11 protein-coding genes are annotated in these 12,669 nt (G+C 72.8%); 9 read left to right on the top strand and 2 right to left on the bottom strand.

Going from position 1 to position 12,669, the window contains the following annotated elements; translation table 11 throughout:
• Positions 1–18: 18 nt before the first annotated feature.
• The 6 genes from recR to ACWC91_RS29465 all read left to right on the top strand — a co-directional run bounded on the left by recR (position 19) and on the right by ACWC91_RS29465 (position 6,062).
• Positions 19–618, top strand: a complete 600-nt coding sequence (gene recR, locus ACWC91_RS29490; protein ID WP_141359690.1) for a recombination mediator RecR — start codon at positions 19–21, stop codon at positions 616–618.
• A complete protein-coding gene (locus ACWC91_RS29485; RefSeq protein ID WP_141359689.1) occupies positions 611–1,270 on the top strand; it encodes a DUF5063 domain-containing protein in 660 nt (219 codons plus the stop codon). Before recR ends, ACWC91_RS29485 begins: the two co-directional genes overlap by 8 nt.
• A gap of 189 nt (positions 1,271–1,459) precedes the next feature.
• Positions 1,460–2,737 (top strand): aspartate kinase, encoded by a 1,278-nt coding sequence (locus ACWC91_RS29480; protein WP_225077007.1) that lies wholly within the window; start codon positions 1,460–1,462, stop codon positions 2,735–2,737.
• Entirely contained in the window at positions 2,734–3,825 is a 1,092-nt protein-coding gene (locus ACWC91_RS29475; protein WP_225077006.1) for an aspartate-semialdehyde dehydrogenase, read from the top strand. Before ACWC91_RS29480 ends, ACWC91_RS29475 begins: the two co-directional genes overlap by 4 nt.
• A 381-nt stretch (positions 3,826–4,206) precedes the next feature.
• A complete protein-coding gene (locus tag ACWC91_RS29470) occupies positions 4,207–4,902 on the top strand; it encodes a SigE family RNA polymerase sigma factor (RefSeq protein WP_374113953.1) in 696 nt (231 codons plus the stop codon).
• A 104-nt stretch (positions 4,903–5,006) separates the two neighbouring features.
• Positions 5,007–6,062, top strand: coding sequence for a hypothetical protein (locus ACWC91_RS29465; protein ID WP_308043087.1), 1,056 nt, complete (start codon positions 5,007–5,009; stop codon positions 6,060–6,062).
• A gap of 7 nt (positions 6,063–6,069) precedes the next feature.
• Here ACWC91_RS29465 and ACWC91_RS29460 read toward each other — a convergent pair whose 3' ends face one another.
• Positions 6,070–6,885, bottom strand: coding sequence for an SURF1 family protein (locus ACWC91_RS29460; protein ID WP_225077004.1), 816 nt, complete (start codon positions 6,883–6,885; stop codon positions 6,070–6,072).
• Positions 6,886–7,085: 200 nt separating this feature from the next.
• Between ACWC91_RS29460 and ACWC91_RS29455 the strand changes: the two genes are divergently transcribed.
• Complete coding sequence (locus ACWC91_RS29455) at positions 7,086–8,918, top strand: S9 family peptidase (protein ID WP_225077003.1); 1,833 nt, start codon at positions 7,086–7,088, stop codon at positions 8,916–8,918.
• An 87-nt stretch (positions 8,919–9,005) separates the two neighbouring features.
• Here ACWC91_RS29455 and ACWC91_RS29450 read toward each other — a convergent pair whose 3' ends face one another.
• Positions 9,006–10,988 carry an NAD-binding protein gene (locus tag ACWC91_RS29450; protein WP_225077082.1) on the bottom strand — a complete coding sequence of 661 codons (1,983 nt, stop codon included), beginning with the start codon at positions 10,986–10,988 and terminating at the stop codon, positions 9,006–9,008.
• 246 nt (positions 10,989–11,234) lie between these two features.
• Here ACWC91_RS29450 and ACWC91_RS29445 point away from each other — a divergent pair, with 246 nt between their 5' ends.
• Positions 11,235–11,804: an RNA polymerase sigma factor gene (locus tag ACWC91_RS29445; RefSeq protein ID WP_141359684.1), complete on the top strand. Its 570-nt coding sequence runs from the start codon at positions 11,235–11,237 to the stop codon at positions 11,802–11,804.
• Between the two features lie 7 nt (positions 11,805–11,811).
• Positions 11,812–12,567: a hypothetical protein gene (locus ACWC91_RS29440; RefSeq protein WP_225077002.1), complete on the top strand. Its 756-nt coding sequence runs from the start codon at positions 11,812–11,814 to the stop codon at positions 12,565–12,567.
• Positions 12,568–12,669: the final 102 nt, after the last annotated feature.

Here is a 12,669-nt window from a genome sequence, read left to right as displayed (position 1 = left end):
AGGAAGGACGGCAGTCCGTTGTACGAAGGCGTGGTCCAGGACCTCATCGACGAGCTCGGGCGGCTGCCCGGCGTCGGTCCCAAGAGCGCGCAGCGGATCGCCTTCCACATCCTCCAGGCGGAACCGGCGGACGTGCGGCGGCTCGCCCAGGCCCTGCTCGAGGTGAAGGCGAAGGTCCGCTTCTGCGCGACCTGCGGCAACGTCGCGCAGGAGGAGCTGTGCGGGATCTGCCGCGACAGCCGCCGCGACCCCTCGGTCATCTGCGTGGTCGAGGAACCGAAGGACGTCGTCGCCATCGAACGCACCCGAGAGTTCCGCGGCCGTTACCACGTCCTCGGCGGGGCGATCAGCCCCATCGAGGGCGTCGGCCCGGACGACCTGCGCATCCGGGAACTCCTGGCCCGTCTGGCGGACGGCACGGTCACCGAGCTGATCCTGGCCACGGACCCGAATCTCGAAGGCGAGGCGACGGCGACGTACCTCGCCCGCATGATCAAGCCCATGGGCCTGAAGGTCACCCGCCTGGCCAGCGGCCTCCCGGTGGGCGGTGACCTGGAATACGCGGACGAGGTCACCCTCGGCCGCGCCTTCGAGGGGAGACGACTCCTAGATGTCTGACGCCACGCTGCACGCCACCAGCCAGAACCCGGACGACTTCGCCGTCCAGATCGCCGACCAGGTGGAGAGCTTCCTGGTCGCGGTCACCGAGGTCGCCAAGGGCGACGAGCCGGACTCGGCGGTGCCCTTCCTGCTGCTGGAGGTCTCCCAGCTGATGCTGGCCGGCGGCCGGCTGGGCGCGCACGAGGACATCGTCCCCGACGAGCGCTACGAACCCGACCCCGGCCCGGAGCAGGACGTGGACCAGCTCCGCGAGAACCTCGCGCGCCTGCTGGAGCCGATCGACGTCTACTCCGAGGTCTTCGACCCCTACGAGCCGCGCCGGGCACCCGTGCCCGCCCGTATCTCCGACGACCTCGCGGACGTCATGGCCGACCTGCGGCACGGCATGGTCCACTACCGTGCCGGCCGCACCACCGAGGCCCTGTGGTGGTGGCAGTTCTCCTACTTCTCCAACTGGGGCTCCACGGCCTCCGCCACCCTGCGCGCCCTCCAGTCCCTGGTCGCCCACGTCCGCCTCAACCAGCCCCTGGAGGAGCTGGACGGCCTGGACACCGACCAGGGCATGGGCGACGAGACCCTGGAGTTCGAGGCCGGCAAGGTCATGGCGGAGGAGATCGCGGACCCGCTGGGACTGCGCCGGGCGCGCTGACCGGCCCGTGTGACGCGGCGCACTTTCCGAGTGGTGCTCCGGTGCCTGGGCATGAGCCGTTCTGACCAGCGGGCACCGGGTATCTCACGATGCGGTATCGCGAAAGGGAAATTCGGACGCTCGATAGACTGAGCCGACCGCACCGCGTATACGCGAGTGCGATGGACACGGACTGAGCGAGGAGCGCACGTGGGCCTTGTCGTGCAGAAGTACGGAGGCTCCTCCGTAGCCGATGCCGAGGGCATCAAGCGCGTCGCCAAGCGGATCGTGGAAGCCAAGAAGAACGGCAACGACGTGGTTGTCGTGGTTTCCGCGATGGGCGACACGACGGACGAGCTGATCGATCTCGCCGAGCAGGTTTCCCCGATGCCTGCCGGGCGCGAGCTCGACATGCTGCTGACCGCCGGAGAGCGGATCTCCATGGCCCTGCTGGCCATGGCGATCAAAAACCTGGGTCACAAGGCCCAGTCGTTCACCGGCAGCCAGGCAGGTGTCATCACCGACTCGGTGCACAACAAAGCCCGGATCATCGACGTCACGCCGGGCCGGATCCGGACCGCGCTGGACGAGGGCAACATCGCCATCGTCGCCGGTTTCCAGGGCGTCAGCCAGGCAGGGAAGGACATCACCACGCTGGGGCGTGGCGGGTCCGACACCACCGCCGTGGCGCTCGCGGCCGCCCTCGACGCCGAGGTGTGCGAGATCTACACCGACGTCGACGGCGTGTTCACCGCCGACCCGCGCGTGGTGGCGAAGGCCCGGAAGATCGACTGGATCTCCTTCGAGGACATGCTGGAGCTGGCCGCGTCCGGCTCCAAGGTGCTGCTCCACCGTTGTGTGGAGTACGCGCGCCGGTACAACATCCCGATCCACGTCCGCTCCTCCTTCAGCGGATTGCAGGGCACGTGGGTCAGCAGCGAGCCGATTCAGCAAGGGGACAAGAAGGTGGAGCAGGCCATCATCTCCGGTGTCGCACACGACACCTCCGAGGCCAAGATCACGGTCGTCGGCGTGCCCGACAAGCCCGGCGAGGCCGCCTCCATCTTCCGTACGATCGCCGATGCCGAGATCAACATCGACATGGTCGTGCAGAACGTGTCCGCCGCCGCCACCGGCCTGACGGACATCTCCTTCACGCTGCCGAAGGCCGAGGGCCGCAAGGCCATCGACGCGCTGGAGAAGAACCGGGCCGGCATCGGCTTCGACTCCCTGCGCTACGACGACCAGATCGGCAAGATCTCCCTGGTCGGCGCGGGTATGAAGACCAACCCGGGCGTCACCGCCGACTTCTTCACCGCGCTGTCCGACGCGGGCGTGAACATCGAGCTGATCTCGACCTCCGAGATCCGTATCTCGGTCGTCACCCGCCAGGACGACGTGCCGGGGGCCGTGCGCGCCGTGCACAGCGCCTTCGGGCTCGACTCCGACAGCGACGAGGCCGTCGTCTACGGAGGCACCGGGCGATGAGCGACCGACCGACGCTCGCGGTCGTGGGAGCGACCGGAGCCGTCGGCACGGTACTGCTCCGGATCCTGTCCCAGCGCGCGGACATCTGGGGCGACATCCGCCTGCTCGCCATTCCCCCGGACTCCCACCCGCGTCCGAGCGGCGGGGAGCCCGAGCGCGCGGTCGGCCGCAGGCTGACCGTGCGCGGCGAGGAGGTCGAGGTGGCCGCGCTCGCCGAGGACGCCTTCGACGGGGTGGACATCGCCCTGTTCGACGTCCCCGACGAGGCCGCCGCGCACTGGGCGCCGCTCGCCGCCGCCCGGGGCGCGGTGGTGGTCGACAACTCGGGCGCCTTCCGCACCGACCCGGACGTGCCGCTCGTCGTGCCCGAGGTCAACCCGCACGCGGCGCGGCGGCGCCCGCGCGGGATCGTCTCCAGCCCCCACTGCACCACCCTGTCCATGATCGTGGCGCTGGGCGCGCTGCACGCCGAGTTCGGCCTGCGCGAGCTGGTCCTCTCCTCGTACCAGGCGGTGAGCGGGGCCGGACACGAGGGTGTGGAGACCCTGCGCCGGCAGCTGTCCCTGGTGGCGGGCACCGAGCTGGGGACGAGCCCCGGTGACGTGCGGCGGGCCGTCGGGGACGACACCGGTCCGTTCCCGGAGCCGGTGGCGCTGAACGTCGTGCCGTGGGCCGGGTCGCTGTGCGACGAGGGCTGGTCGTCGGAGGAGATGAAGCTGCGGGACGAGTCCCGCAAGGTGCTCGGGCTGCCGCGGCTGCCGGTCGCCGTGACCTGCGTGCAGGTCCCGGTGGTCACCACGCACTCCCTGACCGTGCACGCCCGCTTCGAGGGAGAGGTCACGGTCGGAAAGGCGCGGGAGATCCTGGCCACCGCGCCCGGCGTGGTGCTGTACGACGACCCGGCGGCGGGCGAGTTCCCCACGCCCGCCGACGTGGTGGGCACCGATCCGACGTGGGTCGGGCGGGTGCGCCGGGCTCTGGACGATCCCACGGCGCTGGATTTCTTCGTGTGCGGTGACAACCTGCGCAAGGGCGCGGCGCTGAACATCGCGCAGATCGCGGAACTGGTCGCGGCCGAGGCGCTGTGACTCCTGTCGTATGAGTGGGCCCCCGCTCCCGTGGCCAGGGGCCTGTTTGTTTGTAGGATCCATGTAAGAATCATGGTCCGGCCGGTGGGCTGGACCACTTGATCCATGCCGTTCGGCGGCTGATGATTTGCCTCCCCGTCCTTTGCAACCGCGCGAAGGGCGGGGAGCGTCTTTGCGGTCGCCCTTCGGGGGCGTGGGGACGCTGCGGGACGTGGGGACGTCCCGGTGATTCAGGCATAGGGGATGAGCGGGACGCATGAGGGCATACCAGGCGCATTCGGTTGTGCCGCCTGCCGCGAGAACGTCGCCGGACGTGTCACACGGCGCAAATGACTTGCCCGGCACGTACAACCCCGGAGGGGGGAGACGTGTCCAACTGGCGTGGCAGAGGTTCTCGAGTTCACCCCCAAGCTCTTCGAGCTGGGGGTATCCCCAGCGGCGGCCCGCGGCACCGCACTGCGGCCGCCCCGCGCGGCGCTCCGTCCGCGCGTTCCCGGCGGCATGCCGGTGATCGCGCCCATGCCCGCCGCGCGGCCCGCCCGCATACCCAGTCAGCGTGAGGCCGCCGAGGAGACCGTGGCGGCCGGCACCACCGTCGACCATCTCACCGAGACCTACCGCGCGCACTACCGCTCGCTGCTGGGCCTGGCCGCTCTCCTGCTCGACGACACGGCCTCCTGCGAGGACGTGGTCCAGGAGGCGTTCATCCGCGTCCACTCCGCGCGCAAACGCGTCCGGGACCCGGAGAAGACCCTCGCCTACCTGCGGCAGACGGTCGTCAATCTCTCCCGCTCGGCCCTGCGCCGCCGCATCCTCGGCCTGAAGCTGCTGTCCAAGCCGATGCCGGACATGGCCAGCGCCGAGGAGGGCGCCTACGACCAGCTGGAGCGCGACTCCCTGATCAAGGCGATGAAAGGCCTCCAGCGCCGCCAGCGCGAGGTCCTGGTGCTGCGCTACTTCGCGGACATGACCGAGGCGCAGGTCGCCGAGACCCTCGGGATCTCGCTGGGCTCCGTCAAGGCGTACGGCTCGCGCGGCATCGCGGCGCTGCGGGTCGCGATGGGGGCGTCGGCATGAGGGAGCACGACGAGGACCGCGACGAGCGTGAGCCGGACGAACCCGGCGCCTCGCGCGAGGCGGACCATCAAGAGCACACGCAATCGCACGCTGGGAACGGAACCGTGAACCACAGCCCAGACGAACTCGGCCCGGACGGGCTCGACTCGGACGAGCTGGAACTGCGCAGGATGCTGCACCAGGCGGTCCAGGACTTCGAACCGCGGGACGGCACGCTGGACCACCTGAGGCGCGCGGTCCCGGCGCGGCGGGCCCGCAAGCGGCAGGCCGTCGTCGGCATGGCGGCCGCCGCCCTGTTCGTCGGCACCGCCATCCCCGCTCTCGTGCACGTGTCCCGCACCGTCGATTCCGACGCCAACCCGGCCATCGCAGGGAAGGCCTCCCAGGCCCAGGGCGGTACGAGCCAGGGCAAGGGCCCGGACGGCGGCGAGAGCGCCATCGGCGGCTCGTCGGGCAAGGCCGCCGGCGGGGGCGCGGAGGGCCGCAAGGACGACCGCAAGGGCGGTCCGGACGCGGCTGCCGACAGTGGACCCACCGGCGGTCCGGACAGCCCCTCGACCCCCTCAGGCAGCGACGCCCCGGTGTGCACGGCCGCCCAGCTCGGCCCCGCCACCGCCACCGTCGACGCCCCCGACTCGGCCGGTGTCGTCTACGGCACCTTCCACGTCACCAACGTCTCCGCCGGCAGTTGCCGGGTCGGCGGTTCCGGATCGGTGAGCACCCTCGCGCAGGGCGCGGCCGACGCCACCAGGATCACCGTGGTCGCACACACCTCCGGCGACGCGGCGGCGGAACTGCCCGACCCCTCCACCGAGGCGCCCGGACTGCTCCTGCCGTCCGGCTCGGCGTACGAGGTGAAGTTCGCCTGGGTGCCCTCCCAGACCTGTCCGACCAGTGGCGGCGGCGGCAGCACCGGCGGCAACGAGACCGGCGGGCCCTCGGCCGACCCGTCCCCGACCCAGGGGGCGAGCACCACGGGTGCCACGAGCACCGGCGGCGACGGCGGCGCCAACACCCAGATGCTCCTGACGGACGGCACGGCCGACGGCAGCGTCGTGGTCTCCCTCACCCCGGAGGCCGGCTCGCCCTCGGCGTCGGTGACGGTGACGAACGCGTGTGCGGGGACGGTCTACCGGACCGGGGTGCTCCCGGCGTCGTAGGGGCCGGTCAGGCGCCGGACGCGCCGCTCGACGCGGGCGCCGGCACCGGGACCTCGCCGGCCTCCTCGGGCGCCAGCCCCAGTTCCGCGTCCCGCAGGGCCTCCACCTCGCGGCGCACCAGCCGGAACCACATGAAGACCACGAAGCCGGCGAAGACGAACCACTCGCCGGTGTAGCCGAGGTTCTGGAACGCCTTCAGGTCCAGCCCGGTGTTGCCGGGGGCCTTCGCCGGCACCGCCTTCATCCCGGGGTCGGCGTGGTCGAGGGTGACCCAGGCGTCGTAGACGCCGTACGGCACGAGGTTCACCAGCGAGGCCGCGCTGATCGCCGCGGTCTGCCCGGACGGGAGTCCGCCCCGGGCGCTGACCCCGTTGTCACCCGGCGTCTCCGACGCCTGGAGGGCTCCGGTGACCGTGACCTCGCCCGCGGGCGGCGCCGGGACCCGGGCCGGGTCAGGGGTCCCCGGCAGCCAGCCGCGTACGACCGGCAGCGCCTTGCCGGAGTCGGTGCGCAGCAGCGTCAGCACGTAGTACCCCTGCTCGCCGTCCAGCTCGCGGTCCGGGACCAGCAGCTGATCGGCGTACCGGCCGGTCGCGGTGGTCGGCATGCCGGACGTGCGCTTGTCCACGGGCAGCAGCCGGTCCAGCGGGCGCGGCGCCTCCTCCCGGTAGGAGGCGGCCTGCTCGGTCGCGGTCCGGTGGTCCTGCACCCGCGCCTCGAACCGGCTCAGCTGCCAGGACCCCATGAACACGCAGAAGGGGATGGCGAGCAGCACGAAGACGTTGATGCCCCACCAGCGAGGTGTCAGCAGAAACCGGTACACGCCTCAACGGTACGGTGCCGCACGCTCCGCCCCGGTCGCGGGGTCGGCCCGGAGAGGCGCCGGGTGGTCGTGACCCGGGGCGCCCGGCGGGCGGGAAAGGTGTGGAAACCGCGAGAGGATGCGAAGGATCCGGGCGGAGTTGTCCACAGGCTGGGGATACCGGTCGCCGATTTGACGGCGGGACCGGGCAGTATGGGGTCATGACTGAGAGCAACGGGTCCGACTCGCCGCAGCAGCTCGACCGGCGGGCACTCATCGAGGAGATGCCGGACTGGGAGAAGCGCTTCCGAGCGCCCCGGGTGTCCCTGCCCGACTGGGCGGAGGACGCGCCGGAGCGCTCCCTGTTCGTGTCGAACGCGACCGGGACGTACGAGCTCTACGCCTGGGACCGGGCGACGGGCGGGCAGCGGCAGGTCACCGACCGGCCGAACGGCACGACGGACGGTCTGCTCTCGCCGGACGGGCGCTGGATCTGGTGGTTCGACGACAAGGACGGCGACGAGTTCGGCGTCTGGCGGCGGCAGCCCTTCGAGGGCGGGGCCGACGATGCGGCCGTACCCGGCCTCGGGGCGTCGTATCCGGCGGGCCTCGCGCTCGGCCGCGACGGCCGCACGGCGGTCGTGGGACGCTCGACGGACGAGGACGGCACGACCCTGCACCTGGCCCGCGACGGCCGGGTGACGGAGATCTACCGGCACCGCGAGTCGGCGGGCGTGGGCGACCTCTCCCACGACGGCTCGCTGATCGCCCTGGAGCACACCGAGCACGGCGACGCGATGCACTCGGCGCTGCGCGTGCTGCGCCCGGACGGCACGACGGTCGCCGAGCTGGACGACACCAAGGGCGGGACGGTCGAGCTGGGCCTGGAGGTGCTGGGCTTCGCCCCGGTCGACGGCGACACGCGGCTGCTCGTCGGCCACCAAAGACGCGGCCGGTGGGAGCCGCTGGTGTGGGACGTGGCGACGGGCGAGGAGCACGACCTGGCGCTCGACCTGCCCGGCGACGTGAGCGCCGAGTGGTGCCCGGACGGCGGCGGACTGCTCGTGGTGCACGGCTTCGAGGCCCGCAGCGAGCTGTTCCGCTACGACCTGGCCACCTGCGAGCTGACGACGATCCCGACCCCGCCCGGCACGGTCTCCGGCGCGACCGCCCGCCCGGACGGAAGCGTGGAGTACCTGTGGTCCTCGGCGGCCGAGCCCTCCGCGGTCCGCTCGACGCACGGCGGGGTGGTCCTCGACCCGCCCGGAATGAAGTCCCCGGGTTCGGTGCCGGTGGAGGACGTGTGGGTGGAGGGCCCCGGCGGCCGTATCCACGCCCTGGTGCAGAGGCCCGCGGGCGCGACCGGGCCGCTCCCCACGGTCTTCGAGATCCACGGCGGCCCCACCTGGCACGACAGCGACTCCTTCGCCGCGGGCCCGGCCGCCTGGGTCGACCACGGCTACGCGGTGGTCCGGGTCAACTACCGCGGCTCGACGGGCTACGGCCGGGCGTGGACGGACGCGCTGAAGCACCGGGTGGGCCTGATCGAGCTGGAGGACATCGCGGCGGTCCGCGAGTGGGCCGTCGGCTCGGGGCTGGCCGACCCGGCCCGCCTGATCCTCACCGGCGGATCCTGGGGCGGCTACCTCACCCTGCTCGGTCTCGGCACCCAGCCCGGCCTGTGGGCGCTGGGCATCGCGGTGGTCCCGGTCGCCGACTACGTCACGGCGTACCACGACGAGATGGAAGCGCTGAAGGCCATGGACCGCACCCTGCTCGGCGGCACCCCGGAGGAGGTGCCCGAGCGCTTCGAGGCATCCTCGCCGCTGACCTACGTCGACCAGGTCGAGGCGCCCGTCTACATCTCCGCCGGGGTCAACGACCCGCGCTGCCCGATCCGCCAGATCGAGAACTACGTCAAGCGCCTCGAGGCACGCGAAGCCGTCCACGAGGTGTACCGCTACGACGCCGGCCACGGATCCCTGGTCGTCGACGAACGCATCAAGCAGATCCGCCTGGAGCTGGACTTCGCGGAGCGGCATCTGCCGAAGTAAGGAAGGCGTGGGGCGCGGGTGGCCCAGGACCGCGCATCCCGAGCCGCCCGCCCCGCGCACCTCCTGCGGTCCCGGCGCCCCCGGTTCCTACGGTTCCGGCGTCCCCGTCCGCCCCCGTGACCTGCGGCCCAGCAGCTCCGCCAGACCGCGCCGGGTCGCCGCGAGCACCACCCGGTCCTCCTTCCGCAGGACATAGGTGCCGGGCAGGTTCCACACCAGACCCGAGGCCCGGTCCGGGCGCTCGGCCGCCGCCTCCGGTGCGGCCGGATCCCGCCGTTCGTCCGCGGTCGTCCCCACGTCCAGCGCCAGCACCCGCCAGTACCCCGGCCGGAAGGCCTCCGCGAGCGTCCTGCCCTCCAGCTGCGGATGCCCGCCCACGTCCACGGACGCGAACAGCAGCACCCGCCGCTCCACCGGGATCGCCCCCAGGATCTGCCGGCCGAACATCGCGCCGGCGAACGCGGGCGCCGCCAGGTGCGTCACGCTCCGGCTGCGCGTCAGGGCGTTCGGGTGCGCGGCCCGCAGGGTGCGGTACACCGCGGTGGCGAAGTCGTCGTCGTACAGCCGCAGCACCACCCGCAGGTCGGGGCGCACGGACCGCGCGTACAGCACGGCCTCCAGGTTCGTCGTGTCCGCGCTGGTCACGGCGAGCAGCGCGTGCGCGCGGTGGATCTTCGCGGCCTCCAGCACGCCCTCCTGCGTGACGTCCCCGAGCACCACCGGCACCCGCAGCCGCCGCGCCGTGGCCACTCCGCGCGCCTCCGGGTCCGACTCCACGCACACCACGGGAATGCGCAGCTCCCGCAGCCGCGTCAGCACCCGGGTGCCGATCTTGCCGAGTCCCAGCAGGACGACGTGTCCGCCGAGCCCCCGCGGCGGCCTGCGCAGCGCGGACGCCGACCGGAACGTGCCCAGCGCCTCGAGCACCGCGGCCAGCACCACGGGCAGCAGCAGCACACCCACCAGCCCGGTCAGCAGTTGCAGGAGCTGCCGTCCGACCGGTTCGCCGAGCGCGGGGTCGTCGATGGCGAACAGGTCGAGCAGCGTCAGGTACACCGCGCCCAGCGGATGGATGCCGGCCACCGTCCACAACGCCACCGCGAGCGCGAACACGCACGCCAGCAGACCCGCCACCGTCCACCGCAGCCGCCGCGAGAACAGCGACGTCAGCGGCGGCACGGCCGCCGCCACCACGCGCCTGGCGGACAGCGGCGCACCGGCGGCGTACGAGACCTGCTCCAGCACCACGGTCGCCCGCCCGGTGGCCGCCCGTACCGCCGCCTCGTCCGGGAGCAGCTGCGGCCGCTGGTCGCCGCTGTCCTCGGAACCGTCCGCGCCGGCCGGGTCGCTGGTCGTCGCGGACAGCAGCGCCAGTGTGCACAGCCCGGGGTCGGCGACCTGTCCCGGCGCGGGCGGCGGCCGTTCCACCGCGCGCAGCAGCAGCCCGTCGGTCTGGACGACCTTGCTGGTGCCGACGACGGCGCTGGCGGCCAGCGCGGGCGCGGCGGTGTCGGCGTCGGACAGCACGGTCGTGGACGCGTCGGTGCCCGCCGCGTGGTCGCCGCCGACCGCCAGCGCGGCGGTCTGGTCGAGAAGCTCCTCGATGTGCTGGCCCAGCCGCCGGTTGTACAGGCGCACCACGAGCCGCAGCCGCGGGTTGAGGCGGCGGGCGGTCAGGGCCGCGCGGATGTTGGTCTCGTCGTCGTCGTACACGAGGGCCAGCGCCGCCGCCCGCTCCACGCCCGCGTCCGCGAGCACGGCCTCGGTCAGTTCGGCGGCCTCCAGCAGCCGGTTCGCACCGGCCGGTTGGCCGCCCGCGCCACCGCCCGAGCTGCCGCCCGAGCCGCCGCCTGTGCCGTTGCCCGCGCCGCCGGTCCCGACTCCCGCCCGGTTCACGGCCGCGCTCACCACCCGGTCCAGCAGCGCCGACGCCGTACGGCTGCGGCCCACCACCGGCGGCCGCACCGTGCGCTCGGAGGGCGGCACGATCAGCGTCACGTGCTCGCCGTACACCCCCCGCAACTCGGCGACCAACCGGTGCGCGAGCCCGTCGTCCCCGCACACCACCATGTGCGCGCCCGTGCCGTCCGGCACACCACCCTGATACGGAACGCTGCTCCCCACGAGGGAAGAGACTGCCGTACCGGGACGCGTGGTTCCACCATCCACCCCGGCTCGCGCACGGTCACCGCGGTCCTCCTACCGGAGATCGTTCCGCGACAGAGCGCGCGGAGAGCGGTCCCGCGGGAGAATCGGAGCATGGGATTCCGTTTCGGTCGGGCAATCCCTGCGCGGGGATGGTCCGTATATACGGATGTGTCGAGAATCTGGTTCCCAGTGGGCCGGCTCCCGGATGAGGCTCTGCTGTCCGGGCTGGCGACCGGTGATCCGGAACTCGCGGTCAGTTTCGTACGCAGGTTTCAGCACCGGGTCTTCGGTGTCGCCGTCGCGGTCACCGGTGACCCCCAACTGGCGGAGGACATCTCTCAGCAGACATTCGAGCGGGCGTGGCGGCACGCGCAGATCTACGACTCGCGCCGCGGGTCGGTCACCACCTGGCTGACCACCATCGCCCACAACCTCGCCATCGACGCCGTACGGTCACGGCGTCAGGAGCCGGTGGCGCCGGAGGACCTCGACGCGATCCTGGACGTCGTCAGCGACACCCCCGAGCGGCACGCGCTGGCCGACGAGGCGTCGTCCCGGCTGCGCGCCGCCGTGGCCGAGCTGCCGCGCGAACAGGGCCGTGCCCTGGTGATGGCCGGCATCTACGGCATGACCGCCCAGCAGATCGCCGACTGGGAGCACATTCCGCTGGGCACCGCCAAGACACGGGTCAGGACGGCGATGGGGAAGCTGCGCACCACCCTCGCCTCCTTCCAGTGAGGCGACCATGGCCAGTGAGATCAGCTGCGAGAAGCTTCGCGAGATCGGCGCCGAGCTCGCGCTGGGCGTGCTGCCCGGCCGCGAGCGGGCCGGTGCCGTCGCGCACCTGGAGAGGTGCGCGGACTGCCGCGAGTACATCGGACAGCTGACTCTGCTGGGCGACCGGCTGATCGGGCTCCTGCCGGGCAGCGAGCCACCGGTCGGGTTCGAGAGCCGGGTGGCGCAGGCACTGACGCAGCGGGCGGCGCACGACGGACGTGCGCACGCCAGGGCGCCGGGCATCCCGCGTCCGGGCGTGCTCGGCCGGATACGGCCACGGGTCGCCGCCGCCGCGGGCGCGGTACTCCTCGCCGTCGGCTTCGGCGGCTGGGCGGTCGGCACGGCGATCGAGTCCACCGTGGCCGGGCCCGCCTCGACCGCCGCCGTCGGGTCGGGCATGTTGTGGGGCGGGTTCACCTCCGCCGACGCGGCCGGAAAGCCGGCCGGCGAGGTCTACGCCCACCCCGGCTCCCCGGGCTGGATCTACATGAACATCGACCTCACCAAGACCGGCGCTCCCCACGAGGGCAAGGTCACCTGCCGGCTGGTGCGCAAGGACGGCACCACCGTCCCCGTCGGTGAGTTCACCCTGCACCGCGGCCGCGGCGCCTGGGGCGGCCAGGCCCCCGTCGACCCCGCGAAGCTGGCCGGCGCGCGGGTGATCGCCCCCGACGGGACCGTCCTGGCCAGGGCCCACTTCGCCACGGGCGAGGAGAACTCCTGAGGGGCGCCGGTCAGGCCGGGCCACTGCCGGCCAACCCGGCGGGCCGCGGCTGGGAACCGTGCCCGGAGCCGTGACCGGTTCGGGGAGTGAGTGTGGGCCGGT

The organism is Streptomyces sp. NPDC001204 (genome assembly GCF_053598035.1).
The sequence above is the reverse complement of the archived record's forward strand: the minus strand, read 5'-3'. Positions and strand labels throughout refer to the sequence as shown.